Consider the following 24,665-nt stretch of genomic DNA (forward strand, 5'->3'; position numbering starts at 1 on the left):
CTCCTTGAGGAAAAACAAGGGATTCCCCGCCCGCAAGGGAGAGGTCCCTTGTGGGTGGCGTGGATGGACGCGGTAGGTCCGTAGGAAGAAACGACCAGCACGGTTTCCCGCGCTTGCAGCCTCGAAGGTCTCGACTGCCTGGGCATGTGCCGGCAACGCCGACGAACATGGGGCAAGCATGGCCCTGGGGCGGTCTGCCTGCCCGCAGGAAACGGCACCGCACCACAACCGTTTTCCTGTGCTGCGGGCAAGAAAAAGCCCCTCGAAAGGGCTGGAGGAATCAGGCTTGGTACACGAAGTAGTGCTCGCGCTGACGCGGAAAGAACACGTGTTTCCACGTGTCGCCGCTTGTGTTGCCACCGTCGAAGACGACCATTTCGTAGTCGTCCACGTCGGTGTCCACCAGGTCGGCGCTGGCGATATGGCGCATGTGCAGCGTGCCGCTCATGCGCTCGAATACCAGGATCTGGCCGATGGCATCTTCCTGGCTCATGGCGTTGACGCAGGCTCCGAGTTGGTGCTCGAAGTCGGATGCGGGTGTGATGAGGTCGGGGAACATGGGATCGCTCCTGTGAAAGTGCGCCGGCCCGGCTCTCTGGCGGGAGACCGGGCCGGCATGCGGTGAGGACAAGGAAGGCCGGGGATGTGTGTGGCAGCTATTCGCCGGCCAGCGATAGGCCCGGCAACACGGGTGCGTCGGCATCGAGGATGAGGATGCGCACGTCGGCCTGGCCGGCCAGTTCAAGGATCTGTGCCAGCTCGTCCGGCATGCCCTTGCTGCGGTGCTCCTGCCGAAGCTGCTCGGCGGCGATCCCCTCGACGTCCTGCAGGTGCTGGTCCGTCCAGGGCGTGGAGATCAGCTTGACGCCGATCGCCGGGCTGTAGGGAATCCGGAACGCGATGAACAAAAAGGCCTCCGGCGTCGCGAGGTCAGCCAGGTTGGCCAGGTACTGGCCGGTTTCGCGGCTGATGTGCGCGCTGCTGATTTCCCAGCACCGGCTGTAGTAGCCGGTCTCGAAGCTCAACCGCTGCACGACTTCCCGTGCGGCCTCGGCCGAATAGGTGTCGCCAATGTGGACGGGGCGGCCGTCGAAGTCGTCGCCGTGGATCGCGTACACCACGGCACCCACCATGCCTTCGCCGCTGCCCCTTCAGCCGCGTCGCATTCGGCGATCAGTGCGGCGCCGACAGGTTCGGTGCCAGTCCTGACCACCGCGAAGTCGCTGGTGATGATGCAAGGAGAAGAAACCAGCGCCGCGTCGCAGAGGTGCTGCTGGCTCGGGTGGATGTTTCGCCAAACATGCGGGCTTCCGTCCTCGTAGCTGATGGACAGCGTGCGGACGATTTTCAGATTCCAGTAGCCGCGTAGAAAGGGATTGGGATTCTGGGACATGGGATTTCTCCAACAGAATAATGATGGAGCAAATCCCGCCACCGGGAATTGACCCCGGTGGGTGGAAAGAAAGGAAACAGCGTCAGGTGACGCTGATCGTTGGCGTTTGGGCCAATCGCTCGGCGACGCGCCGGCGCAAATTCATGCGGAATGGCTCGTCGCTGACGCCCGCCAGCAGATTGATGGTCTCCAGCGCGATCAGGGCCGAAGCCTCTTCGATGTCGGCGGCCACAATGGTCTTGCGCAATTGGTCGCCGAGCTGGAGGGCCTGGGAGGAGGAGCTGATGAAGCGGACCTCGCGGCTCAGGTAGCAGCCGTTGCCGCCGAACTCGAACAGCCGCGGCTTGCTGCAGTACCAGCAGCCCTCGAACTGGATGGCGGTCAGGTGGTGCCCGTCATCGAACCGGGTGGCGATCAGAAACAATGCGTCGAGATCGGCGGTGTCCTCGAACGAATGACGGTCGATCAAGTTCCCCAGCTCTTCGTCCTCATCGGCACGGAAGTGCACGGCGAGCAGTTCGAGCAGCGGCGGGATCGACAGCCCTTCGTCGTCCGGCATCGGAATACCGAGTTGCGTGGCCAGGTCTTCCAGGCCATCGAGCACGTCCGGCCATTGCGGATTGGTGGTCTCGGCGATCTGGGCGATGTAGGCCTGCCCGTTGCCGGGGTGGCTCTCGTCCAGCGCGAAGGCGCCGAACAGCGCCTGGATGACGGGCGTCACACGGTCGAGCACGAGAACGCCGGTGGCTTCGTAGTAGTTGTTGGCCATGAAGGCTCCTTTCGATGAATGAACGGAGCCAGCCCTTGCGGACGATGGCATCCGCAGGGGAAACCGCCTGATGCCGGATGGCGCTGGGCGGGGAGAAAACGCGAGGGACATGGCCTCGAACGAGGCGCATGTCCCTCATGGGGTCCCGTGAACGCAGTGATGAAGGTGTGCCAGGGACCGGCTCACCAACCGCTGTAGTTCAGCAGCAGGTCGGCGATCACCTGGCGACGTTGCAGATCGAGACCATCGAAGTTCGACAGTCCTTGGAAGTGGCAGCGCTTGAGCATGGCACCGCCCTCGCGCGCGTTGTAGAAGCTGAACATGGCGGACAGGAACATGCGTTCCCCGCTGCTCAGGACGCCGAGTGCGTCGTTGGCACGCAGCATGTCGGGACGCAGATCCCACTTGCTCTTTGCCTGGTTCAGGCCTTCGCGCGTGCCGTCGCCAAACCATTGCGGGCCTGCGATCTCGACGCCGCGCTTCCAGACCTCGAAGAAGGCTTGGGGCGCGGCGGCGAAATGCTGCTCTTCCCGCATGATCTGATCGACGACTTCCTGGGGCAAAAGCTGGTTCATGACGTGGTTCCTCCAGTTGGATCAGGGTGTGGCGAGCTGGGACCAGCCGCCTCTTTCGAGGGCACGTTGAGCCGCGGCATAGCTGCGGAAGTACTGGCAGGATTCCCGCGAAACGGGACCTTCTGTATCGCGCGTGCCGATGTAGTGGCCGGCGGCGCTATGCAGGATTTCGAGCGGCAGGAACTTGCCGCAATGGATCAAGGCCAACTGGCCGAAAGAGGCTTGCTGGGACATGGACGGGCTCCTTGGAAAAAGCGGGGCCTCGTCCCTCACGGGATGGCAGCTCCCGCACGCGGTTGAGAAAAAAGCATCGGCGTCACGGGTGACGCGCGTCCGCAGACTCGATGCGATGGCGGACTGGCGGGTAGCGCGGAAAGAATCCGCGGCAGCCTGGAAACTCTGGCTGCTGGCATGGTGCTGACGAATCAGCGACACATGCGGGCAGCTTCATGCGCGAGGCGAGCCGCGTCAGCCGGAAATCGGCATTTGCAACAGCCCCGATTGGCGAACGCGGAAAAAAGAAAGCCCCGCAATAAGTGCGGGGCTGTCAGGAGGATGAGGCGAAACTGGGTCAGCGAGGCCTGTCGCCCAGTACATGCTGCTTCCACAGGGCGAATGCCTCGTCCGGTCCCAGCTCTGCGAGGATGACGATGGGCTGGCCCCGACGGGCACGCAGCGATGCGAAATACGCTGGCCGGTCGGCGATGGCGTTGAGCTTGATGCCCTTTAGGAACAGCAACTGGCGGGGGCGAACTTTGGTGGTAACGCAGGCATGATTGCGCTTGTTTGGGGCAAAAGGGCCAGCGAAGCGGGCGGACACGGCCAGAAAACCGCGACGAACTACTTGTACTTGCCAGGCGAGGCGAACGGGTGACATCAGCATATCGCTATGCGGTAAAGAAGACCGTCCTAAAGCTTGCAGGATCCCGGCATAGCTTCATCATCACCTCTCCGTGACGGCTCATTGGAACGAAAAAGGCCAGCATCGCCGTGATGGACTTTCATAATTGCCAGGTCAACTGGCTTGCGTGCTGTTTATTCACAGCAAGGCATTGCGACGTCGTTGCAGCAATCGCCGCCATCGCAACAGGGCGTTGCAGCAAAAGCGGCGGTGGGCGCTAGCATGAGGGCCAAGCCGCGGCCGCTCATGCTGGGGGCCGTTCTCTTCAGATTGGTGTCCTGCACCGTGTGCATTGCGAATTTCCGGATCGTCCCAGTGTCACTGGGACTCCTTTGTGGCGGCCGGGTTCTCCACGCTCATGAACGACTGGGCCACCAGCGCGATCGCCCCGCCACGATGGCCATGTCAGCGATGTTGAAGGCGGGCCAGTGCCAGCCGTGCAGGTGAAAGTCGATGTAGTCGATAACGTGCCGCGCGTGGCGCGGTCGAACGCGTTGCCCAATGCGCCGCCCAGAATGAGGCTGTACGAAAGGCCTTCCGTTTTGCGCAGCGGCCGGGAGAGCAGCCATGCGAGCCATGCCGATATTGCGAACGCGATCGCCAGAAAAAACCACCGCTGCCAGCCGCCCGCGCCAGCAAGGAAGCTGAACGCCGCGCCGGGATTGAGAGCGTGAACTAGGTTGAAGAATGACGCCACCTCGTGCGACCAACCCAAGGGAGTTGTCGCGTCAATGTAGCTCTTAGCTGCCTGATCGCCGGCGAATATAACGATCGCGAGTGAGTACCACTGCGTCTTGCGAAGAGATGGTTCATCCATTGTTCATGCCGCCTTGAACTTCAGGAGGCGCAGCCCATTGACGACAACCAAAAGACTTGCCCCCATGTCAGCGAACACAGCCATCCACATGGTGGCATGCCCTGTGAACGTCAACGCAAGGAACACCGCCTTGATGCCAAGGGCCAGAACGATGTTCTGCGTGAGGATCGCCGCAGTGCTACGCGACAGCCGGATGAAGGCGGGGATCTTGCGCAGGTCGTCGTCCATCAGGGCGACGTCGGCTGTTTCGATCGCGGTGTCGGTGCCGGCCGCGCCCATGGCGAAGCCGATGTCGGCACGGGCGAGCGCGGGCGAATCGTTGATGCCGTCGCCCACCATGCCCACCTGGCCCTCGCCGCCGACCAGGCTTTCGATGGTCTTGAGCTTGTCTTCGGGCAGTTGGTCACCACGGGCTTCAGAGATTCCGACCTGGGCAGCGATGGCCGCGGCCGTGTGCTGGTTGTCCCCGTCAGCATCAGCGTGCGCACACCCAGCGCCTGCAGGTCGGCCACCGCCTCACGGCTGGTTTCCTTCACGGTGTCGGCCACTGCAAAAATGCCGAGCACGGTCGCATCGTCCATCAGCAGGATCGCTGTCTTGCCTTGGCGCTCCAGGGTCTCCAGCCGAGCCTGGAGCGTCGCTTCGCTCAGGCCCAGCTCCTGGGCGAGCCTGTGGTTGCCCATGTGCAACATGCGCCCGGCGACGCGGCCGCGCACGCCGCGGCCAGGCAGCGCCGCGAAGTCGTCGACCTCGTGCAGCGCGATGCCGTCACGGTTCGCCTTGCGGGCGATGGCCTGAGACACAGGATGGTCCGAGCGTGCCGCGAGGCTTGCGGCCCAGGCGGCAACTTCCTGCGCCTCGCCGATCAGCGGCACGAAGTCGGTCTGCTCGGGCTTGCCATGTGTGAGTGTGCCGGTCTTGTCCAGGGCCAACGCCTTGAGCTTGCGCCCGCCCTCCAGGTAGACGCCACCCTTGATCAGGATGCCGCGTCGGGCGGCAGCGGCCAAGCCGCTGACGATGGTGACCGGCGTGGAGATGACCAGAGCGCAGGGGCAGGCGATCACCAGCAGTACCAGGGCCTTGTAGACCCAGTCAAACCATGCGCCGCCGAAGGCGAGCGGCGGCACGACGGCAACCAGCACGGACACCGCGAACACCGCCGGCGTGTAGACGCGGGCGAACTGGTCGACGAAGCGCTGCGTGGGCGCACGGCTGCCCTGCGCGGACTCCACGGCATGGATGATGCGCGCGAGCGTCGAGTCGCTGGCGCCTGCGGTCACCTTGTATTCGAAAGAGCCGGTCTCATTGATGGTTCCGGCGAAGACCTGGTCACCTTCGGCCTTCTCGACGGGCAGGCTCTCGCCGGTGATGGGCGCCTGGTTGATGGCCGATCGACCCGAGGTGATCAGGCCGTCCAGTGCGATGCGCTCGCCAGGACGCACGCGGACCACCGCGCCCTTTGCGACCTCCTTGGCCGGCAGCTCTGTCCATGAGCCATCGGCCTGCCGCACGGTCGCGGTCTCGGGCGCCAAGTCCATCAGCCCCGAATGGCGTTGCGGGCGCGGTCCAGCGACTTCGCCTCGATCACTTCCGCCAACGCGAACAGGAACATGACCATGGCGGCCTCCGGCCAGTGGCCGATCGCCATGCCGCCGGTGACCGCGATGGCCATCAGGGCGTTCATGTTCAGGTTGAGGTTCTTCAGCGCGATCCAGCCCTTCTTGTAGGTGCTGAGGCCGCCGGTGAAGATCGAAACCAGTGCCAGCACGATCACGGCCCAATGATTGCCGTCGTTGACCCAGTACACGCCTTCGGCGGCCACCGCCGCAACGCCCGAAACCGCCATCGGCCACCAATTGGTCTTGTGCGCGGCCACCGGGGCATCGCGCGGCTCATCAGTCCTCTGGACCTCGGCTTCCATGCCCAGCGATTCGATGGCTTCGACTGCCGGCTTGATCGCGTCGGGTGTGTGCCGAACCGTGAGCGTGCGCTGCATCAGGTTGAAATCCATTCCCTGCACGCCCGGCATGCCTTGCAGCTTGCCGCGGATCAGACTTTCCTCGGTCGGACAGTCCATCTTCGCGATGCGAAGTACCGTGGTGGCTGTCTGCATGTCCTGCCGCGCAGCCTGCATTCCAATGGAAGCAAGCGCCTTCTCGATCGGCGCTGAGGTCGCCAGCGTGTGCTGGACTCCCAGCACACGCTGCATCAGATTGAAGTCGAGCGCGGTCACACCCGGCAGCTTGCCCAGCCGGTCGCGGATCAGCGCTTCTTCCGTCGGGCAATCCATGTTCTCGATCCGGTACGTCACCCGCTCGCCGATCGGCGGCGCGGAAACGGCAGCGGTTGGTTGCTGCTGCAGGGCCGAGGATGGGATCACAGCCGCGGCTTCGATCGGCCCCGTGTGGCCGAAGGTCTGCTCCTTGGCGCGCATGCCGATCGAGGCCAGGACCTGCTCCATCTGCGCGCGTGCCTGAGCGAGGTGTTTCACCGACAGGGTGCGCTCAGCGAGGTCGAAGTCGAGGTCCTGAATTCCCTCGACTGCCCGAGGTGCGAGCGGATGAGTTTCTCCTCGCTCGGGCAGTCCATGTTCTCGATGCGGTAGGTGGTCGACACGGCGGCGTCTCGGACAGCCTGAGCCTTCATGCCCACCGAATTCAGCGCTTGCTCCAAGGCATCGGCCGAGACTTCGCGGTGCGAAATGGTCAACAAACGCTGCGGAAGATCGAACAGGAGCCGCTCGACACCGGGCATGCCCTCCAGCGTTCGCCGCACCAGTGCTTCCTCATTGCGGCAATCCATGTTGCTCACGTGGAAAACGGTGGTTTCAGTGCTGGCCTGCTCACTGGCGCACGCCGTCTGTTGGCCATTGCCGCCGGAGCAGGCGCATGGGCTGGAAGGTTCTTTGTTCATAGATCGCTCTTCATTGACAAGGTTTTCCCCGGATGCCATCATTAGAAAACCTCTAGTAGATATAGAGTCAAGTTTTTTATAGGAAGCAACCATGATGCGGATCGGTGAACTGGGCAAGAAGGCAGATTGCTTGGTGCAGACCGTGCGCTTTTACGAGTCAGAAGGCTTGCTGCCCGAGCCTGCACGTAGCGAGGGCAACTTCAGGCTCTATGACGAAGTCCATTTGCAGCGCTTGCTGTTCATCCGCCGCTGCCGGGCGAAGGACATGACGCTGGATGAGATCCGTCAACTGCTGAACTTACGGGATCGGCCAGAGTTGGGCTGCGGCGAGGTGAACGCGCTGGTCGACGCTCATATCGCGCAAGTGCGGACCAAGATGAAGGAATTGCGCGCCTTGGAGCGCGAGTTAATGGATCTGCGACGCTCCTGCGATAGCGCCCGAACCTCGCGCGAGTGCGGCATTCTCAACAGCTTGGCCGAGCCCGCCTGAAGCTCGAGCGTGTCATCGGTGCTGGAAGTGATCGGGTCCAGTTCTGAGAGCCACGTGCCGCGCTCCATCATGCGAAAGCGCGCGATTCTGACGTTTTGAGACGGCGTGCGACCGAGGGCGTGGCCCACAGGAGCCAGCGCGAGCCGGACGACCTGCGCGCCGCAATCTCCGCCACCTTACGGGTTCTCCAGGCCAGACCGAGCATCGCGGCGTGGCTGCGCAGGTGCAGGTGCAGGCCAAGGTAGCAGTGCGCCACGACGCGGCCCGACTCATGGGCACGCCACGCAACTCGCGATCGCTTCGCAAGAAGCCGCAAGGCCCGACTCGCGCAAGAATGCGACGTGGGCAAGATCGTATAGCCAGCAGCGCAAGCGTTTGCCGCTGCTGGCCGGCTCCGGAAGGGATAGACAAGCTGCGGGCCGTAGTCCATTGGAAAGTCCATCTTTCTTGAGTGTCACTCTTTGGCGCCCAGCGTGTGCTTTTGCGACCGGAAAGCGCTGAACAAGTGGCCCCCGGGCATCCAGAAATCGCCGTAGTTGACTTGGGCGTCTTCGTGCTCACGCTTGTGATGCCAGCGATGGGCTTCAGCCACCCCGATCAACAATCCCAACGGCCCGACCCGGTATCCCAGATTGGAGTGCTGGAAGGCCAGATGCACGACCAAGAAGCCGAGCCATGCGCCGACGGCCAACCACAGCTTGGAACGCCGCTACTGGCTCAACGGGGAGTGGAAAGGCCGCCCGCCCTCTAGCAAGGCGGCACAAGCGAGCGCGACGATCACTGTGAGTAGCTCCGTCGGAAAAGACGGCCGGCCGGTCGCGAGCTCGCCGAAGAGCACAACCGCAGTGGCGCCACGGATCAGTGGATAGCAGCCATACCGGATGACAGTCGCAATGAAGGGGGCGCATTGGTGCTCATCTGTTCTGTCCTAAAGCTCTGACTGGATTGGAAAACCTTCTAGCTACGGTAGAGTCAAGGGCGTCCGGGAAGACCCTGTGGCAAGTTCGTTGCATCTGCGCCTTGACTCTCCAGCCGCTACAGGCTTCAGCATCCATCGATTTGGAAGGAACAATGCATGGCTGAAAACCACAGAAATCACGAAAACGACGAGTTGGGCCGCCTAGATGCGAGCGATGCGAAGGACCGAAAGATTCTTCTGACTGTGTTGCTGATCAACCTGACGCAGTCCGCCGCCGGCATTGCCCTTGGCATCTGGGCTGGCTCTACGGCGCTGATGGGCGCCGGGTTGGACAACCTCGCCGATGCGTCGGTCTATGCGGTTAGCCTGTATGCCGTCGGTCGTGCGGCAACGGTCAAGGTGGGCGCGGCCCGCTTGTCGGGTTTCTTGCTAATCGGCCTGGCCGCGCTGCTGCTGTTGGAAGTCCTACGCCGCTTCGCTGGAGGGGAAGAGCCTGTCGGCCCAGCCATGATGGCCATGGCCGCGCTGAACGCGGCTTTGAACCTAGTGTGCCTCAGACTACTGCGCCGCCATCGCGGGGAAGATGTGAACTTCAAGGCGTCAGCGATCTTTACCAGCAACGACTCCATCGTCAATGGTGCGATTGTGCTGTCCGGGGTGCTGGTGATGGGGTTCGGGTCGAACATCCCGGATCTGGTGCTGGGCGTCATCGTGGCCGCAATCGCAGCGAATGGGGGCGGGAAATCCTGCGCGAAGCATCGGAAACAGCTCGCCGTAAGGCGGGCACATAAGGCATGTTTTCGCCCAGTTCATCCCGAGGTTTACCTCTGCAAAAGAGGTAGTCCAGCCTTTGGGCTACGGCCTCGGCTGCAGCCGAGCGTACCATTGGCGATGGCCGCGCGATAGGCGGGCATGCCGTTCTCGACCTCCGTCTGCCGTACAGCAGCGGTGCGCAAGGTTGAGGGTGCATGTCGTCTCTCCTGTTCGTGTGGCCCAGGCCAATGGCCGGGCCGGGACGTTGATGGGCAGGAGAATGGCGCCGAAGGCCCAACGGCCTTCGGCTCGGGAGAAAAGAGGAACCACCCGTGGGCTGATTGGCAGGCCCGGTCGTCGCTAGAACCGTCTGCTCATCAAGCAATCACACCCGGCCCATGTCGTGGCTGGGGCCGGCATCGTCTGGCGCACATCCGCGCACAAAGGGAGCCCGTTTTTGCACCGGCGGGCACCGGCACCGATTACCGCTGACCACGAAGGGTCTCCCGGTGGCTCGTGCAGCCTGGCAAGCCACCGGGAGACCCTTCGCAGAGGGCGGAAGAAACGCAGATCAACAGAACGCGCGTGGTGCGGCTCGCAGAGAAGCTACCTTCAGGTCCCGCGGCCGGGGACGGCTGGGCGGGACGCGCACACGGATCAAGAAGGCGTTGCGCGCTGGGCGTCCCGCAGGGCATGCGGCGGAGTGCGGGACAGGGGCCACGCCGCCGAAGGCGGGCACGGCTCACGGGGAACGGGGGCGGTCAGGAGCCTTTGCGGCCGCTACGGCGCGGGCGCGAGGCGCCGCGCTTGGAGCTGCCGGATTCGACTGGCAGCGTGCCTTTGCAGTCCGGGTAGCGGCTGCACGACCAGAACGGGCCGCTCTTGCCGCTGCGCTGGCGCGTGGGTGCGCCGCACTGCGGGCATGCCGGCCCTTGGGGAACCTTGATGGACAGGGAGGCGCTGCCGTACTGCGCAATCAACTGCGAAATCCACGCGGCCTGCTTGCCGATGAACACGTCCAGGGTGAGCTGTCCGGCCTCGATCATGTCGAGCGCCTGTTCCCAGACGGCGGTGGTGCCAGGGTCGGCAATCGCCGCAGGCACGGCATCGATCAAAGTGAAAGCCGCATCCGAGGCGCGGATGGCGCGCCCCTTCTTCACGAGGTAGCCGCGAGCGATCAGGCCGCCGATGATGTTGGCCCGCGTCGCTTCGGTGCCGATGCCAACCGTATCCTTGAGCTTCTGCTTCAGGCGGGGATCGGACACCAGCTTGGCGACGCCTTTCATGGACTTGACCAACTCGCCTTGCGTGTACGGTTTGGGCGGCAGCGTCTTGAGTGCCTTGAGATCGACGTCGGCCACCTGGCATGCCAGGCCCTCATACAGTTTCGGCAGCGCGGGCAGCACCTGGGCGCGGACCGCAGTATCGCCCTCGCCATCACCGTCTTCGGCCTGCGGCTCGGCGAGCACCTGGCGCCAACCCGGGATGACAACCTGCTTGCCCGTGGCCGCCAGGTTCTGCCCCCGCACGAAAACTTGGCCACAGTGCGGTCGAACTCGTGGTGAGGGAGGAACTGCGCCAGGTAATGCGACCGGATGAGCCTGTACACGGCCAGTTCCTTCTCGCTCATGGCGGAGAGCTTCGCCGGTTCGAGCGTCGGGATGATGCCGTGGTGCGCCGTGACCTTGCCATCGTTCCAGGCGCGCGAGCGCTGCGAGCGGTCGAGCTGGCCCATGATCGAGCGCAGCGAGGGATCGGTCTTGAGCAGGCTGTCGAGAACGGTGGGCACTTCGGCAAACATGCTCTCGGGCAGGTAGCCGGAGTCCGAGCGGGGGTACGTCGTGGCCTTGTGCGTCTCGTACAGGGCTTGGGCAATCTCCAAGGTTTCCTGCACGTCCAGCCCAAGCTGCTTGGAACACACTTCCTGCAAGGTGCCCAGGTCGAACGGCAGCGGCGGGCCTTCGCGGACACGCTCAGTCTCCACCGACACGACGTGGGCACTGCCCGCAGCGCGGATCTGCTGCATGGTCTGCTGTGCGACCGGCTGCCGCAGGCAGCGGCCTGCGTCGTCGGTGCACGCATCGGGTGGAACCCATTGCGCGGCGAAAGTCGAACCGCCTGCGAACAGGGACACGGCGATGGCCCAGTATGGTACGGACACGAAGCGCGCGATCTCGCGGTCGCGGTCCACAACGAGCTTGAGCGTCGGGGTCTGTACGCGGCCGACCGACAGCACGCCGTCGTAACCCGCCTGTCGCCCCAGCACCGTGAACAGCCGGCTCAGGTTCATGCCCACGAGCCAATCCGCACGGGAGCGCGCCAGCGCCGAGTGGTACATCGAAAGCGTCTCGGCCGAAGGCCGCAGCTTGCCCAGTGCCGCCCGAATGGACGCATCGTTGAGCGCCGACAGCCACAGGCGTTCGATGGGGCCGCGGTAGCCGCAAAGCTCCACGATCTCGCGGGCGATCAATTCGCCCTCGCGGTCGGCATCGGTGGCGATAACCAGGTGAGTCGCCTTCGCCAAGAGCGCCTTGACGACCTTGAATTGCGTGGCGGTCTTCGGTTTGACCTCGACCCGCCAGTGCTGGGGAATGATGGGCAACTGCTCAACGGACCATCGTTTGAGCTGCTCGTCGTAGGCCTCGGGCGGCGCCGCCTCCACGAGATGGCCGATGCACCAGGTGACCGTGACGCCGGAACCGTTGAGGCAGCCTTCACCGCGCTGCGTGGCGCCGAGAATCCGGCCAATGTCTTTGCCCTGGGAGGGCTTCTCGCACAAGAACAGCCGCATATCCGTCCATCCCGATTCCTGTTGTTCATGGAGTTGCTGGGATCGAGGATGCCGAGCGCAGCCCCTGGCAGCAGCAAACAAGCCGCATGCGGCAGCGACCGCTTTCACGCCGATGAAATGGCGAGTGCGGGGAAGGTGCGTGGCCGGAAGTGTGCGGGCCGAGAGCCGCGATTTCCGGGAGCGCGCGTGGAACTCGGTGGACGTTGGTGGAGCTATCCCCTGGGGATAATTCGCAGCGCATGGAGGGCGGCGAAGCACTGCGGCAGCCGCCCTCCATGCCCGATCACTTCCTGCGCTTGGTCTCTTTCGGCGCCGTCGATTCCTGGGTGGCCTGGGGCTTCGGCTCTGCCTCCTGTGGCTTCGGGCTGAGGGCCACAGACTCGATGCGGTACGGCAGGATGCCGACACTGCGCGCGTTGACCTGCCAAGTCTCACGCGGCTGATCTTCGTTGTCCGTCCAGGGGTCGCGCTCCATGCGGCCGACGACCAGCACCCGCATGCCCTTCTGGTAGAGCTGCTGCCAGCGGTCGGCGTCGTGGTGCCAGAGTTCCACCGGCGCCCAGAAGCCGCCGCGGTCCTCGAACTCGCCGCCCTTGGTGGGGACGGGGTTGTCGAAGTACACGTTCAGCCGGAGCAACCGGCGAGGATCGTCGTTGCCATTGGGGAATTCGCGGTACTCGGGAGGCGATCCGATGTTGCCCTCGCCGATGAATTGTGTGCTCATGTTGGAATCTCCGTGGTGGTTGAAATACCCGTGCCTCGTTGGGCTCGGGCGCGTGCTCGGATGGCAGGCGCAATCACCGATCGCGCACTGCGGCAGGAACGGACGCGAGCCGGCGCAGGTAGGTGTTGTCCGCCTGCGCGGCCTTGCTGGCGCATTCCTGTGCTTGCCTGCCCAGGGTGTGCAGCAGGCTGATCTGCATGTTCAGCATGACGCGCTGCAGTTCGATCTCGTGCAGGTCGTGCAGCAGGTTGACCGGCGTGCTGGGGCTCGCCATCAGCTCCTGCCACAACGCCACGCCCATGGCCGATCGATCGTGCTTGCGCCAGCGAAGAAAGGTCGTGCCTGCGCCAGTGGTCTGCTGGGCCAGCTCGACGGGAAGCAGGTGGAAGGGATGCCCGCACGCCTGTGGCAGCACCTGTCGCTGCGCCAGGGCAATCAACTCGTCGCGCATGGCGAAGCACTGGCTGGCCCAGGCCTCGAAGTCCCCTTTACCTTTAAAAGGCTTTAAAAGGCCTTTTAGAGAGGCCGCGTGTTCCAGCCGCATGAAGGCTGGCTGTTCCAGACGACGGAAGTAGCGCGGTTCGCGGTTCGGGTCGCTCATGCCGGTTCGTCCTCGCCGGCGGCTGTGGACTTGGCCTCGGCCGAATCGGCGGCAGCGCCTTCGTCGGTGGGAGATGCGGCTGCGGCAGCGCTATCACCACGCTGTTGCAGACCACGGCGCACGACGGGCGGCGCAAACTTCGAGCGGCGCATGCCTTCGAGCACGTCCTGCGGCAGTTCGCCGAACTTCTCCAATGCTGCCCGAGCTGCGGCGTTCTTGGCCGCGAAGTCGTCGCGGGTGCAGCCCGAGTAGCGGTATTGCTGGGCCAGGCTGAACAGGCTGCGCAGCGCGTGGGCACCTTCGTTGAGCCAGCGCTCCAACGTCGAGCGATCGATCAGCGCGGTGTGGTGGGCGAGGATCAGCTTGCGGGCGATGTCGTCGTAGTCGGCCAGCAGATAGACGGCGGCAAAGCCGAGCTGCGCGTTCACGAACAAGGGGAGCTTCACCGGCTGCACGTTGAGGTTCTCACCCAGGCTCAACGCCGCAGGCACGCCGGCCAGTGCCTGGTCAACCTGCTCGCGCAGCGATTGCAACGTGGTCCTGGTCTGGTCGAGCTTTTCCTCGATGCGCAACATCCACCAGTCGCTGTACGGGTCGTCCTGCTCCGAGCCGCGCTTCATCTTGTTCATCACGGCGATGTAGCCGTTCAGGCCGACGATGCCGGGTCGCCCTCGGCGGCGGCGCGGCCATGCCAGATGCGCGAGGCGTGGTGGGTGTGCAGCGTCAGCGACATCGCGCTGCGCAGGGAGCCGAGGTTGAGTTGCAATGGTTCGTTGCTGGTTGCCATGGTGATCGCTCGCTGGTGGACAGGGAGCCGCCAGCATCCGCATGCGGCGGAAGGCAGTCAGTCAACAAACCGAAATGAGCCGACCCCCGGTTCTGTGCGCGCTGGCGGCGCAGCGCGCAACGGTCCCCTGGGGACCGCTCCGCAGATGGGCACTCACATCGGCGTTCCCGTCCTCGGTTGTTGACGGTATGCGTGCTGCACCGCACGTCGCGCTGCCGTTCGACACGATCCTTCGCCGCGCAGCCGTCCCCAGGGGACCGTTCCGTTGAGCGCCATGGAGGTCTGCTTCATGGTCTTGCATGCGCTCTACTCAGGTTTTGCGCAGCATGTCGCGCCGTCGCCCGGCGCTTCACCGCACAGCCGTCCCCAGGGGACCGTTTCTGCCGACCGCCATGGAGATCTACTTCACGGCTTTGACAAGCCCTGTGCTCAGGATTTGCGCAGCAGATCGCGCAGGCGCTCGATGTGCTGCCGGGCCACCTCGGGCGGCACGACGTTGCGCGGCGGCTCGGTTGGTGGCGCTCGCGCCGCCGATGGTGTTGGCGGTGCCGGGCCGGTCTGCTTGGCCCAGGCATTGAACTCGCCGCGCATGGCGCGCTGGATGATGCCGAACAGATAACCGGCGGGGTTGCGGATGCCATGCTTGCCGCACCGTGCGGCCCATTCGTCCAGCACGGCCTGCCGCAGGGCAGCGTCCACCTGCTGCAACGCCATCTTGGCTCCGGCCTGCTGTTCCGCCTTCAGTTCCGCGAAGCGCTTGGGCCATTGCAGGTCGCCCAGCGCACGCGCCTGCGCGGTAGTACGTACTTCATCAATACGACTACTACGTACTGTACGGTCCTGCTTCGAATTCCGAAGAGCGCCGTCTGGCGCGGGTTTCGGCCCTGCTTCGGATTCCGAAGATGGGCGATCGCCATTCCGAAGAAGGCTCGCGGGCCCTTCTTCGGAATCGTGGACCGCATCCTCCTGTGGATAACTTTCGGAGGCGGTGATGCCCTGGTCGGCCAGGCGCTCGGCGAGCACTTGCAGCCGCGACGGCAAGGTGCGTCCGGACAGCATCGGGTCGTCCGCGATCTCCTGGAGGGTGTTGAGTCCCACCACCTGGACGGCCTTGGCCGAATGCCCAGCGACTGGCTGACCAGGGCCAGGTAGTCGGCGTCGAGTTGCATCGCCTCGAACGGCGTCAGCGGTTCGTCGTGCAGGACGTAGAGGTTGCCGAGGATGCGACCGGTCTTGGGGTCGCGCCGTCGTCGCACGAGGCTCAGCCAGCGCGTCAGGCGCAGCAGCGTCAGCGCCCGCGCCACGGTCTCATGGGAGGCCTGGCCTGCGCAGGGCATCGACGCCAGCCAGGGGCGCAACTGCTCATAGGTGGGAAATGCCGTGACGCCATCGTCGTTGAGCATCAATCGGAACACCTGCCAGGCGTTGCGCTCCAGCGGTGTCAGGCGGCGGTCGAGGAACAGCCGCCGCGGCACGCTCTCGTGCCGATTGCCACTGAACAGGAAGGCGTCGCCGGACGTAGGAGGCGTGGGCGTTGGAGCAGGCAGGGACGCGGGAGCGCCAGAGCTGGACTTGGGCGCGAGGTCCTTCAGCGCAGCGTCGAACAGGTCGGCGAGTGCGATGGGGCCAGGGCGCTGGGCTCGTGGGGCGGTGTCGTCCACGGCCATGGCCTAGCCCAATCCCTGATCGACCCAGTTCCTGATCGCGGCCCAGACCACCGAGAGCGGCAGCGACATGCCCTCGGCCAGGTCCATGGCCGCATCGAGAATCGAGGTCTCGTCCTCCAGATCGACGTTCCTGCTGCTGGTCACGGCTTTCCATTGCCGCCACAGTTCGGTGTCCTGGGTCTCGTCCAGGACGGGGTGGCGCCCTTGCGCTTGGGCAGGCCGAGGATCTCCCGCCGCAGGGCGACTTCCTGATGGGTCAGGCCATAGAAGCGGCTGACCATCTCCGTGCTGGCCCCCAGCCGCAGCATGCGATCGACCGTGGCGATTTCCTTCTCCACGTCCTGTGCCTGGTTGAGCAGGCGCTGCAGCACTTCGCGGTTGACCGTGACCGAGCACCACGAGACGCTGGCGTTGGCCAGCACGCTGATCAGCGCGGGTGCTTGAGCGCATCCAGCTCGGCCTCGCCGAAGCCCATGGCCTTGCAGCGGCGCAGTTGGCCGTTGCGAAGGTCATACAGCGCCTGGGCAATCACGGCCTGGTTGAGCGGATGCGATGTGGACATGCGACCTCCCTCGCTCACGTCCCGGGCGCCGTGGTGCCGGCTTCCAGGTCCAGCAGACGCCGGGCCAAGCGGAGCAGCCGAAAGAGCTTGACCAACGCGGTGTCGCTCAAGCGCCTTGCGCCGCTGCCATGGCCTTGGCTCTGGCCGTGCAACAGGGTCGGCAGGTCGGCGGCGAGCTGCGCGCCGTCCAGGCCCGCTTCGGCGACGGGCTGACCCGTCAGCGAAGTGAGGAGCGTCAGCACCGCGCGGCCGAGCGGCGACGGGGCTTGGCCGCGGGCGCGGCACGCAAACCCGATGCCATCGGCGCGATCCTCGATGTACTCGTCCAGGCCTGCCTCCCCGGCGATCTCGCGCGCGAACTGCGCGATGTGGATGCGCAGCCGATCGGGCGTGTCCAGGCCGGCGTCGATGTACCAGACATCGGAGATCGGATAGAGTCCGCCGGCTTGCACCGGGATGGACTGCAACACGCTCGCCGAGAAGTCGGGCGGCAGCGCATCGCCCAACTGGTCGGCGACCATGCGCTGGATCGACTGCAGCCGTTCGGTCGTCGGTGCCGGCGAGACGATGTGCTCACGAAGCAGATCGCTCGGTGCAGCCGCCGGGCTTCCCGTGGCCGCTTCGCCAGCCGCCGTGTCGTCGTGGCGCAAGGTGGGCTCGGACGCCGGAGGGCTGGCGGGTGGAGGACCGGCCGCCGCTGCAGGCGTGGCGATGGACGATGCTGCGCCCGGCGGAGTCGGCGTGCCGGCGGTGGGCGAAGGCAACGCCGGCTGCGCCGCAGGTGGCGTCGGGTCACTGACCAGCGCCCGGTGGCGGCTTTCCGATTCGGTCAGGTCCAGCGCCAGCACGTCGTAGCCGATGCCCAGCAGCTCGGACATCTGGCCGATCAGCTCGTCTTGCACGCGCTGCGGCGCGAACTCGTCGCCCTGCGTGTCGAACTGCGCCAGCACCTCCTGAAAAAAGCTGTCGAAGTCCAGCGGCAGCGAGCGGTCCTTGGCGTAGTGCTCCCAGGTGCGTTTGCAGGCCGTGCGCATGACCGACAGCCGCTCGACCTGGTGGCGCCCAAGGCCGCCATAAAGCACGGTGGGAATGGCGGGCAGCAGGTAGCGCACCGCGTCGGCCATGCGGGTGATGTGCGACCGCTGGACGGGGAAGCCATCGGCCGCCAGGCGGCGGGCCAGTTCCGACTGGCTCAGGGCGGCGCCGCTCTCCTGCTCGTAGAACTCCCGTGCTTTCTCGACGCCGAGCGCGCGCTCGATGAACGTGAGGCCGCCGCGCAGTTCGTTCTCGGCAAGATGCCCGGTCAGCGCGACGATTTCACCGCGCTCCGGCCATGGTCGGAACAGACACGATATGCGGAAGAAGCGTTCTTCCTTGGTCTCCGACCAGAGTTCGCGCAGGATCGCCAGCCGCGTGTTGCCGCCGTTGCGGATGATGTAGTGGTCCCCGCCGGGCCGGCGCGTGATAGCCGGCGCCGCGTCCAGGCCGCGCTCGCGGATGGACGCCTTGATTTCCTCGTAAGCCGGGTTGCGCTTCATGCGCGGGTCATGGTCGTAGGGCCGCAACTGGTCCAGCGTCACGACCATGGGCGTGTCCGCGATCGGGTCGCTCAACGCCGTAGCCGCTGGGCCGCTGCGCTCGAAGCCGGCCGCGAGCAGCTTGCCTGCCATGTCCTGCGAGGTCATGTCAGCCATGGCCGCACCCCTCGCAGTCCCCACGACCGCCGGCCGGCGCCATGCGGGCCTCTCGCTCGGCGCGGCGGATCTGCGCACGGGCGTTCAATTCGGCCCGGTGGTCACTCGCTGTCGAACTCGTGTAGATCGCCGCGCAGCCGGCCTTGGTGAACTTGAGGTGCCCGCCCGGCGTGCGCTTGACGTGCCAGCCCTCACCGACCGCGAACTCGATCAGGGCGCGCAGCCGCTTGTGGCCGCGGGCCAGCTCATGTGCGTTCGCCATGGGCCTCCCAGGATCAAGAGGTCGCTGCGGGCGGCCGGATACTTGAGCCAGTCGGTCCTGCCATTGCGGGAACAACTCGCTGGCGAGCGCGCGCATCGTGTCGAGCGCGGCAGGGGCGACTCTGCCGGGCGGCTGGCGGTGCTCGACCCGATGCACCGGCAGGCCGCGCGTTGCGGCACGTGGATACGCTTCTATGGCCGGCACGTCGGTGGCGAGCACGCGGATGCCGGCGCTGTCCTGGAACAGGTCGCGCAGGGCCTGCTGGATCAGCCGTGCGTTGGCGGACACCGGGTGGACGCGGTTGATGAGCAAGTGCAGCGGCGGCGGTTCGATACCCAGGTGCCGGTACGGCGCAATGTCTTCGAGCAACTGCATGGTGCCGCGCCGCAGCTCGCGTGCCGCGAGGATTTCCGGCGTGACGGGCGACAGCGCGAGATCGGAGGCGAGCACCGCCATCTCCAGCAGCACGGAACGCGCGCCCTGGGTGTCGATCAGCACCAGGTCGTAGAGGGGAGCAAGTGCTGGCAGCAGATGCCGCAACCGCAGGCGGCCATCCGGCGCATGCAGCAACAACGTGTTCAGCTCGCCCCGGTGGTCGTTGGACAGCACCAGGTCCAGGCCCGCGATGATCGTGCGGGACACGAGCTGGCCAAGGTCGCGCTCGTTGAAGGCCAACAGCTCATAGATGCCGCCCGGCGCGCGCTGGGTCAGTTCGTAGTAGGAGGACAAGGTGGGCTGCACGTCGAGATCGAGCAGCAGCACGCGCAGGCCCGCGTCCGCGGCGAGCCCGCCCAGGTTGGCGGCCGTCGTGGTCTTGCCGACGCCGCCCTTCGTTGAAATGATGGACACGACCTGCATGGCGCTCTCCGGCTGGGAATGGGAAGTCCGCGGGAGAGCGGGTCAGGTCCGGTGGTTGAGGCGCTCGGCGATCCACTGGTCGATTTCGATCGAATCCCAGCCGACAGCGCGCACGCCCAGGCGCAGCGCCTGAGGGAACTGGCGCTTCTTCATCAGGTTGTAGATGTGGGCGCGTTTGAAGCCGGACTTCGCTTCGACTTCATCGAGCCGCAGGATGCGGCGCTCGTTCGGCGGGAGTACAGGGGTCTGCGACATGGCGGTCACTCCTGAACGCTCGGTGGCGTTTGTTGGCGTGACCTCTATTCAATAGACCTGGCTGCGGAAAGACATTGCAAATGCAATCTCCGCGATTGCACATACAAGCTGGATAACCTCATGCGCTTGCGCTACGAACGTACCTCTTAGCGTTGGCGAACTTTCCGTTTAAGGTGCGCTCAGTGATGCCCATGGTGCCGCCGTAGTGGGCGACCAATGCAGAGACAAGGGCCTCCTGCGTTTTGAAGCTGGAATAGGGCACGCCTGAAGGCGACTGGCTCAGCATCAGCGTCAACATCCCTCCAATGATGTTGAGATAGGTCGTTTCCGCCCGTTCGCTGATCTCGCATTGCTTGGATGCCAACAGCACCGAGGATTGCTTGAGTAGCGTGTCGTGCTGCTCCTGCAGTTCTCGCATCTCACGTCGGGCTTGTTCAAGCGCGGCCTGAAGGGCCAGCCGCTCCACGAGGATCGCCTGTCCTGTTTCCATGGTGATGAAAGGATGCGCCATGCGTTCGCCACGGCTGAACAGAAATCCTGGCCGGTGCTCGGGATAGTGGGTGCGCATCCAGCGTTTTAGATCGACATGGCGAACAGTCAGATCCAGAGAATTGAGCAGCTTCGGATCATTGAGCGTGATCCCGTTCTTGCCGTAGGGCAGCTCTCCGTTGAGGATGCCGTCATAGATACGTTCCGAGTGCAGCCGGCACTCATTCCATCGAGGGCAGTTCAGCGACCGAGGCAGGACACGCGGTGACGCGATCGTGGCCAGGATCATCGGGAGATACCGCAGCAACCCAGCCCATCGGATGGCCGCCTCGATGGGACGATAGAACACCTTTGATGTTGAAATGTCCTTGTGCATGTCTTCGTCTCCTTTCGGGTGCGCTACATCACCGGCTCCTTTCTTGCCCAAGGGCTGTTGTGTCGTTATGGCCTGCGACGGACGCTTGAGGCGATGCCCTAAGCGAAGGCGGAGGAGGCCATTGGCGTCCGCCGCAGGTGGCCTTGTCTTGCTTGATATGCAAGAATCGATCAGTTGCCGGCCCATCGAGCGATGAGGACGCAAGCTCGATATTGGCGCTCACGGTACCAGCGTCATAGGTGGCGCAAAGCCCATCAAGACCGATTTGGTATGGTCTGATATCCAGACGGTTCAAGACCAGCGAGTTGAAGCGTTCGACGCCCCTACGTCCAGTTGGTGACTGGAAATCAGCGGTTAGTGATGCATCGCTCCACATGCTGATATATCGACAAAGTATCTGCCGCAGTACCAGTGACCCTGCCAGGTTGCCCCAGCACATAGGAGACGGAGATGGCTGAACATTCCCATGAACATCAACATCACACATCCGGTCAGATGGGTAAGCACGGCCGACCATACGCCAAGTTCTGGGTGAACATGGTGTTGGGCCTCGTCGTCATGTACTTCGTAATGTTCAGCATGATCGACGGCGCCAGGGACTTCAGAAACAATCTCAACATGCTCTACATGGCGGTCACTATGTGGGCGCCAATGGGCATCTTCATGCTAGCGACAATGCCCGGCATGTTTCCAAACCGGCGGCTCAATCTCGTGCTGTACGGCTTGTTTGCCGTTCTCACACTCGGTTCTTTTGCCGCGACCCGTGCTCAAACCGGAATCGGCGATCGACAGTTCATCGCGTCTATGGTCCCGCACCATTCGGGAGCGATCCTCATGTGCCGCGAGGCGCAGCTCTCAGATCCGGAACTCGTCAACCTATGCCAAGCGATTTCCGATGGCCAGCGCGCGGAGATCGAGCAGATGAACCGGATTGCTGCACGCCTTCGTTGAGGCTGGCTGCCACTACACTGGCGCCGCGTTGCGCTCCGGCGAAGTTAGCCGCAGCGATGTAAAGATGAGTACTTGCGGTGTTCCGATGCCGGCGGTTGTGTCCTACAGCCGTCCAGGTGCCAGGCAGTCCACGCGACACCACCCCGCGCTGCCTGCGGAGCGAGCGCAAGTCATGATCGTCGCAAGTTGGAGTTCGATAGCGAACCCGCTCAGCAGCTGGACGCATCAGGCGTAACGACGGGTGGATGGATCATCCTTGGACGCTGGTGGAAGTGGTTGGATGAACTTTGTTGCCGAGGGCGAAAAACAAGGCTATAATTGAGTTCTTCGCTGATCACCACAGTGGAGAAAGTGATTGGGAAACAGAGACTTAGCGCTCTAGTGCATGACTCGTTTCCCGCTCCAGATGGGCTTGAAAGGTAGCAAGTTTTTTTAGGGAGCAAAAACTCCTTTTAAATCAATAGCTTGTATCGTGATGCCCCGGAGTGCAAATCCGGTTCGACTCCGGATCGCGCCTCCGGTATCGGAAGGCCGGGCGGCGAAAGTCTCTCCACCGAAAACGTGATAGAATTGAGATCTTCGCGTCGCAAGACGAAAATGCGGGAATAGCTCAGTTGGTAGAGCGATACCTTGCCAAGGTATAGGTCGACGGTTCGAACCCGTTTTCCCGCTCCAGATCCCAAAGGGAAGCCCAAAAGGCTTCCCTTTTTTGTCGTTGCGGTGCGTTTTTTAACGATCGTCTCCGCGCGCACCGGTGAAACACAAGAGTACTGATACTTGCGCCCAGCCGCCGCGCAATGCGGTAAGCTGATCCCCTCATGTATCAGGCGCCCCGATGGTGAAATTGGTAGACACTGCGGACTTAAAATCCGCCGCTTCCGTAAAAGGGGCGTGCCGGTTCGACCCCGGCTCGGGCACCAGTCGAGATTCAATATGTCACATTACAACGCACCCTTCGAAATTCATGTGCACGGTCAGGTGCAGTTGCGCAGCGATGTCGATTTCGATCAGCTGCAGGACGCGCTGACGCCTCTGTGGAAATATGCGGGCGCCCGTTCGCTGGCCGCTGGTGCGGCGAGCGCTTATGAGGAAGAGCCGGGCATCCAGTTCGATCCCAAGGCGCACACGCTTCAGATGTGCTGGACGGTGCGCGGCGATGATGATTTTCGCCAGTCGCTCGACGAAATGTGCATGGGCCTCAACGAGCTGGCCGAGCAGGGCGCGGCCATCGAGGTGACGTTCTACGACGCCGAGTTCGACGACGAAGAGGAAGGCGACGGTCCTGCGGATGGGTCCGAGGCGCGCGACGATTTCGTGATGCTGTTCGTGGGCCCGACGCCTGCGGCCATCATGCAGGTACAGCGCGATCTGCTGGTGCAGGACGTGATCAACATGATGGAGCGCCATTTCGACGCCTCCGAGCTGGGCGGGGTGGTCTCCGAGATCGACAAGCTGTTCAACCGCCGCTTTGACGATCTGGTGAACTCGCTTGAAATCGGCAAGCCGCCGCGTGGCACGGGCGGCTCTGGCAGCGGTGGTCACGGCAGCGGCGGTCGTCGCCCGCGCCATCTGCATTGATCGATCGATCCATCGTTACTACGCCTCCCCCGTCACAACGAGCCCGCCGGTCTCAACCGGGCGGGCTTTGATTTGACTGCGCCTGCGTATGGCATCAAACGCCCATCCTTTGCGTGCAAACACCGATCTGCCGTACCTCGGCGGCTATTCGCCCACGCTCAAGGGACAGGCGCAAACCCTGCTCGACCAGGGCAGGCTCGGTGATCTGCTGGTGCGCAAGTACCGTGCGCCCCACGAAGTGCGCAGCGACAAGGCGCTCTACGACTTCACGCAGGAGTACAAGCAGCGCTACCTGCGCAATGCGGGCACGATCAACAAGGTGCTGTTCGACAACAAGATCCACGTCGTGCGCCATGCGCTCGGCCTGCACACCAGCATGTCGCGCGTGCAGGGCGGCAAGCTCGCGGCCAAGCACGAAATCCGTGTGGCTTCGTTCTTTCGCCAAGGGCCGGAAGAATTCCTGCGCATGATCGTCGTGCATGAGCTTGCCCATCTGCGCGAGAAGGATCACGACAAGGCGTTCTACCAACTGTGCACGCACATGGAGCCCGACTACCACCAGTTCGAACTGGACACGCGGCTTTATCTGACCTATCTCGACCACGGCGGCGAGCCGCTTTGGGGCGGTGGCCGCTGAGGCTCAGGCAGCCAAGGCATGGCAATGCTCGGGTGGCAGTTGCAGCCAGCGCTTTGCTGCGGCCTGCAATGCGCCGAGACGCCCCGTGGTGTAGAGCTGCAGCGTGCCGCGGCGCACTGTTGAGGGTGCCGAATCGTCGGCCTCAGGTGCGAGCGTGTCGCGCTGAACGAGTATGCGGCGGGTCTGCCGCGCGACCGGGGCTCCGGTGTCGATGATGTGCACGTCGGGGCCGAGCAGTTTGCGCAGTTCGTCCTTGATGAACACGTAGTGCGTGCAGCCGAGCACCAGCGTATCGATGTCTCCCGTGCGCACGCCGAAGCTGCCGAGCATGGCGGTATAGCGTTCGCAGAGTTCGCGAATCTCGATGGCAGCCGGGCTGCTGGCGGCCTCACTATCTTCTTCTTCGACGCTGCGTTCGATGGCGCGAACCAGGCCGTCGCAAGCTTGCGCGCGAAACTCGGTGCCGTCCGAAAAGGCCTGGCGCAGTTGCTCGAAACGCGCGCTCTGCACGGTGCCACGCGTGGCAATCACGCCGACACGATGGGTCTGGCTGCTGCTCGCGGCGGGCTTGAGCGCTGGCTCCACGCCGATCACGGGCAGATCGGGCAAGGCCTCGCGTAGCTGCGCGACGGCGGCGGTGGTGGCGGTGTTGCAGGCGACGACAAGCGCCTTGATGCGGTGCTCGTCCAGCAGGTGCCGCGCGATGGCGAGCGTGCGCTGCTTCACGAACTCATCACCGCGCTCGCCGTAAGGCGCGTTGCCCGAGTCGGCCAGATAGACAAAATTCTCGTAAGGCAGTTCGCTGCGCAACTCCTGCAGAACGCTCAGGCCGCCGATGCCGCTGTCGAACACGCCGACGGGCGAGGCTGAGGAAGAGGACAAAAATGCAGACGACGACATGGC

General features: G+C 64.1%; 20 protein-coding genes, 2 tRNA genes and 9 pseudogenes. 7 read left to right on the forward strand and 24 right to left on the reverse strand.

Annotation, left to right across the window (positions count from 1 at the left end; genetic code table 11):
* Positions 1-280: 280 nt before the first annotated feature.
* From H9K75_RS20085 to H9K75_RS25795, 9 genes and pseudogenes are all read right to left on the reverse strand, one after another.
* Positions 281-559, reverse strand: a complete 279-nt coding sequence (locus H9K75_RS20085) for a hypothetical protein (RefSeq protein ID WP_003116828.1) — start codon at positions 557-559, stop codon at positions 281-283.
* 97 nt (positions 560-656) lie between these two features.
* Positions 657-1,393: pseudogene (locus tag H9K75_RS20090) on the reverse strand (DUF5983 family protein).
* A gap of 82 nt (positions 1,394-1,475) precedes the next feature.
* Positions 1,476-2,162, reverse strand: a complete 687-nt coding sequence (locus H9K75_RS20095) for a hypothetical protein (protein WP_003116830.1) — start codon at positions 2,160-2,162, stop codon at positions 1,476-1,478.
* Positions 2,163-2,344: 182 nt separating this feature from the next.
* On the reverse strand, positions 2,345-2,737 hold the full coding sequence (locus H9K75_RS20100; RefSeq protein ID WP_187723865.1) for a hypothetical protein: 393 nt from the start codon (positions 2,735-2,737) through the stop codon (positions 2,345-2,347).
* 21 nt (positions 2,738-2,758) lie between these two features.
* On the reverse strand, positions 2,759-2,971 hold the full coding sequence (locus tag H9K75_RS20105) for a hypothetical protein (protein ID WP_003116833.1): 213 nt from the start codon (positions 2,969-2,971) through the stop codon (positions 2,759-2,761).
* A 337-nt stretch (positions 2,972-3,308) separates the two neighbouring features.
* Complete coding sequence (locus H9K75_RS25655) at positions 3,309-3,620, reverse strand: hypothetical protein (RefSeq protein WP_003108988.1); 312 nt, start codon at positions 3,618-3,620, stop codon at positions 3,309-3,311.
* 374 nt (positions 3,621-3,994) lie between these two features.
* Positions 3,995-4,455 (reverse strand): annotated as a pseudogene (gene lspA / locus H9K75_RS20115) (signal peptidase II).
* 3 nt (positions 4,456-4,458) lie between these two features.
* Positions 4,459-6,827: pseudogene (locus tag H9K75_RS20120) on the reverse strand (heavy metal translocating P-type ATPase).
* Between the two features lie 115 nt (positions 6,828-6,942).
* Complete coding sequence (locus H9K75_RS25795) at positions 6,943-7,368, reverse strand: cation transporter (RefSeq protein ID WP_226858327.1); 426 nt, start codon at positions 7,366-7,368, stop codon at positions 6,943-6,945.
* A 91-nt stretch (positions 7,369-7,459) separates the two neighbouring features.
* On the opposite strand from H9K75_RS25795, the gene cadR reads away from it, so the two are divergent.
* Positions 7,460-7,858: a Cd(II)/Pb(II)-responsive transcriptional regulator gene (gene cadR / locus H9K75_RS20125; protein WP_003098965.1), complete on the forward strand. Its 399-nt coding sequence runs from the start codon at positions 7,460-7,462 to the stop codon at positions 7,856-7,858.
* A gap of 67 nt (positions 7,859-7,925) precedes the next feature.
* On the opposite strand, the gene H9K75_RS24250 is transcribed toward cadR, so the two are convergent.
* Together H9K75_RS24250 and H9K75_RS24255 are read right to left on the reverse strand one after the other, a co-directional pair.
* Positions 7,926-8,300 carry a DUF3703 domain-containing protein gene (locus H9K75_RS24250; protein WP_011516992.1) on the reverse strand — a complete coding sequence of 125 codons (375 nt, stop codon included), beginning with the start codon at positions 8,298-8,300 and terminating at the stop codon, positions 7,926-7,928.
* A gap of 12 nt (positions 8,301-8,312) precedes the next feature.
* Positions 8,313-8,549, reverse strand: a complete 237-nt coding sequence (locus tag H9K75_RS24255) for a hypothetical protein (protein ID WP_003098970.1) — start codon at positions 8,547-8,549, stop codon at positions 8,313-8,315.
* A gap of 384 nt (positions 8,550-8,933) precedes the next feature.
* On the opposite strand from H9K75_RS24255, the pseudogene H9K75_RS20135 reads away from it, so the two are divergent.
* Positions 8,934-9,568, forward strand: a pseudogene (locus tag H9K75_RS20135) (cation transporter).
* 723 nt (positions 9,569-10,291) lie between these two features.
* On the opposite strand, the gene H9K75_RS25660 reads toward H9K75_RS20135, so the two are convergent.
* The 12 genes and pseudogenes from H9K75_RS25660 to H9K75_RS20185 all read right to left on the reverse strand — a co-directional run bounded on the left by H9K75_RS25660 (position 10,292) and on the right by H9K75_RS20185 (position 20,596).
* Positions 10,292-10,576 (reverse strand): topoisomerase DNA-binding C4 zinc finger domain-containing protein, encoded by a 285-nt coding sequence (locus H9K75_RS25660; protein ID WP_404826447.1) that lies wholly within the window; start codon positions 10,574-10,576, stop codon positions 10,292-10,294.
* Positions 10,577-10,606: 30 nt separating this feature from the next.
* Positions 10,607-12,321 (reverse strand): annotated as a pseudogene (locus tag H9K75_RS20140) (DNA topoisomerase III); the annotation flags it as partial.
* A gap of 283 nt (positions 12,322-12,604) precedes the next feature.
* Positions 12,605-13,045, reverse strand: a complete 441-nt coding sequence (locus tag H9K75_RS20145) for a single-stranded DNA-binding protein (protein WP_003098976.1) — start codon at positions 13,043-13,045, stop codon at positions 12,605-12,607.
* A gap of 73 nt (positions 13,046-13,118) precedes the next feature.
* Positions 13,119-13,646 carry a DUF3158 family protein gene (locus tag H9K75_RS20150; RefSeq protein ID WP_003098978.1) on the reverse strand — a complete coding sequence of 176 codons (528 nt, stop codon included), beginning with the start codon at positions 13,644-13,646 and terminating at the stop codon, positions 13,119-13,121.
* A pseudogene (locus tag H9K75_RS20155) lies at positions 13,643-14,433 on the reverse strand (PFL_4669 family integrating conjugative element protein). Before H9K75_RS20155 ends, H9K75_RS20150 begins: the two are co-directional and overlap by 4 nt.
* Before the next feature lie 429 nt (positions 14,434-14,862).
* Positions 14,863-16,100: pseudogene (locus H9K75_RS20160) on the reverse strand (STY4528 family pathogenicity island replication protein).
* A 3-nt stretch (positions 16,101-16,103) separates the two neighbouring features.
* Positions 16,104-16,662, reverse strand: a pseudogene (locus tag H9K75_RS20165) (DUF2857 domain-containing protein).
* Positions 16,663-16,676: 14 nt separating this feature from the next.
* Positions 16,677-18,356, reverse strand: coding sequence for a ParB family protein (locus H9K75_RS20170; protein ID WP_023108429.1), 1,680 nt, complete (start codon positions 18,354-18,356; stop codon positions 16,677-16,679).
* Positions 18,349-18,618 carry a hypothetical protein gene (locus H9K75_RS24260; RefSeq protein WP_003050422.1) on the reverse strand — a complete coding sequence of 90 codons (270 nt, stop codon included), beginning with the start codon at positions 18,616-18,618 and terminating at the stop codon, positions 18,349-18,351. The genes H9K75_RS20170 and H9K75_RS24260 overlap by 8 nt, the downstream gene beginning before the upstream one ends.
* A pseudogene (locus H9K75_RS20175) lies at positions 18,602-19,476 on the reverse strand (ParA family protein). The gene H9K75_RS24260 and the pseudogene H9K75_RS20175 overlap by 17 nt, the downstream one beginning before the upstream one ends.
* A 42-nt stretch (positions 19,477-19,518) precedes the next feature.
* Positions 19,519-19,731, reverse strand: a complete 213-nt coding sequence (locus H9K75_RS20180) for an AlpA family transcriptional regulator (RefSeq protein WP_003090093.1) — start codon at positions 19,729-19,731, stop codon at positions 19,519-19,521.
* Between the two features lie 118 nt (positions 19,732-19,849).
* Positions 19,850-20,596: a hypothetical protein gene (locus H9K75_RS20185; protein WP_003120040.1), complete on the reverse strand. Its 747-nt coding sequence runs from the start codon at positions 20,594-20,596 to the stop codon at positions 19,850-19,852.
* A gap of 450 nt (positions 20,597-21,046) precedes the next feature.
* On the opposite strand from H9K75_RS20185, the gene H9K75_RS20190 reads away from it, so the two are divergent.
* From H9K75_RS20190 to H9K75_RS20210, 5 genes are all read left to right on the forward strand, one after another.
* On the forward strand, positions 21,047-21,547 hold the full coding sequence (locus H9K75_RS20190; protein WP_003098996.1) for a DUF305 domain-containing protein: 501 nt from the start codon (positions 21,047-21,049) through the stop codon (positions 21,545-21,547).
* 599 nt (positions 21,548-22,146) lie between these two features.
* Positions 22,147-22,222, forward strand: a tRNA-Gly gene (locus H9K75_RS20195).
* Between the two features lie 154 nt (positions 22,223-22,376).
* A tRNA-Leu gene (locus H9K75_RS20200) sits at positions 22,377-22,467 on the forward strand.
* 13 nt (positions 22,468-22,480) lie between these two features.
* Positions 22,481-23,125 carry a DUF6806 family protein gene (locus H9K75_RS20205; RefSeq protein ID WP_187723866.1) on the forward strand — a complete coding sequence of 215 codons (645 nt, stop codon included), beginning with the start codon at positions 22,481-22,483 and terminating at the stop codon, positions 23,123-23,125.
* 88 nt (positions 23,126-23,213) lie between these two features.
* Complete coding sequence (locus H9K75_RS20210) at positions 23,214-23,762, forward strand: M48 metallopeptidase family protein (protein ID WP_187723867.1); 549 nt, start codon at positions 23,214-23,216, stop codon at positions 23,760-23,762.
* Positions 23,763-23,765: 3 nt separating this feature from the next.
* On the opposite strand, the gene murI is transcribed toward H9K75_RS20210, so the two are convergent.
* Positions 23,766-24,662, reverse strand: a complete 897-nt coding sequence (gene murI / locus H9K75_RS20215) for a glutamate racemase (protein ID WP_187723868.1) — start codon at positions 24,660-24,662, stop codon at positions 23,766-23,768.
* Positions 24,663-24,665 lie beyond the last annotated feature (3 nt).

The sequence above is a fragment of the Diaphorobacter aerolatus genome, assembly GCF_014489535.1.
Classification (GTDB): domain Bacteria; phylum Pseudomonadota; class Gammaproteobacteria; order Burkholderiales; family Burkholderiaceae_C; genus Diaphorobacter_A; species Diaphorobacter_A aerolatus.

Excerpts from the sequence above, each read along its gene's own strand:
- H9K75_RS20100 (WP_187723865.1), bottom strand. The coding sequence starts at position 2,737 with ATGAACCAGCTTTTGCCCCAGGAAGTCGTCGATCAGATCATGCGGGAA.
- H9K75_RS24250 (WP_011516992.1), bottom strand. The coding sequence starts at position 8,300 with ATGGACTTTCCAATGGACTACGGCCCGCAGCTTGTCTATCCCTTCCGG.
- H9K75_RS20170 (WP_023108429.1), bottom strand. The coding sequence starts at position 18,356 with ATGGCTGACATGACCTCGCAGGACATGGCAGGCAAGCTGCTCGCGGCC.
- H9K75_RS20150 (WP_003098978.1), bottom strand. The coding sequence starts at position 13,646 with ATGAGCGACCCGAACCGCGAACCGCGCTACTTCCGTCGTCTGGAACAG.
- H9K75_RS24260 (WP_003050422.1), bottom strand. The coding sequence starts at position 18,618 with ATGGCGAACGCACATGAGCTGGCCCGCGGCCACAAGCGGCTGCGCGCC.
- cadR (WP_003098965.1), top strand. The coding sequence starts at position 7,460 with ATGATGCGGATCGGTGAACTGGGCAAGAAGGCAGATTGCTTGGTGCAG.
- H9K75_RS20210 (WP_187723867.1), top strand. The coding sequence starts at position 23,214 with ATGGCATCAAACGCCCATCCTTTGCGTGCAAACACCGATCTGCCGTAC.
- H9K75_RS20085 (WP_003116828.1), bottom strand. The coding sequence starts at position 559 with ATGTTCCCCGACCTCATCACACCCGCATCCGACTTCGAGCACCAACTC.
- H9K75_RS25795 (WP_226858327.1), bottom strand. The coding sequence starts at position 7,368 with ATGAACAAAGAACCTTCCAGCCCATGCGCCTGCTCCGGCGGCAATGGC.
- murI (WP_187723868.1), bottom strand. The coding sequence starts at position 24,662 with ATGTCGTCGTCTGCATTTTTGTCCTCTTCCTCAGCCTCGCCCGTCGGC.
- H9K75_RS20180 (WP_003090093.1), bottom strand. The coding sequence starts at position 19,731 with ATGTCGCAGACCCCTGTACTCCCGCCGAACGAGCGCCGCATCCTGCGG.
- H9K75_RS25660 (WP_404826447.1), bottom strand. The coding sequence starts at position 10,576 with ATGATCGAGGCCGGACAGCTCACCCTGGACGTGTTCATCGGCAAGCAG.
- H9K75_RS20105 (WP_003116833.1), bottom strand. The coding sequence starts at position 2,971 with ATGTCCCAGCAAGCCTCTTTCGGCCAGTTGGCCTTGATCCATTGCGGC.
- H9K75_RS25655 (WP_003108988.1), bottom strand. The coding sequence starts at position 3,620 with ATGCTGATGTCACCCGTTCGCCTCGCCTGGCAAGTACAAGTAGTTCGT.
- H9K75_RS20205 (WP_187723866.1), top strand. The coding sequence starts at position 22,481 with ATGTCACATTACAACGCACCCTTCGAAATTCATGTGCACGGTCAGGTG.
- H9K75_RS20095 (WP_003116830.1), bottom strand. The coding sequence starts at position 2,162 with ATGGCCAACAACTACTACGAAGCCACCGGCGTTCTCGTGCTCGACCGT.
- H9K75_RS20190 (WP_003098996.1), top strand. The coding sequence starts at position 21,047 with ATGGCTGAACATTCCCATGAACATCAACATCACACATCCGGTCAGATG.
- H9K75_RS20145 (WP_003098976.1), bottom strand. The coding sequence starts at position 13,045 with ATGAGCACACAATTCATCGGCGAGGGCAACATCGGATCGCCTCCCGAG.
- H9K75_RS20185 (WP_003120040.1), bottom strand. The coding sequence starts at position 20,596 with ATGCACAAGGACATTTCAACATCAAAGGTGTTCTATCGTCCCATCGAG.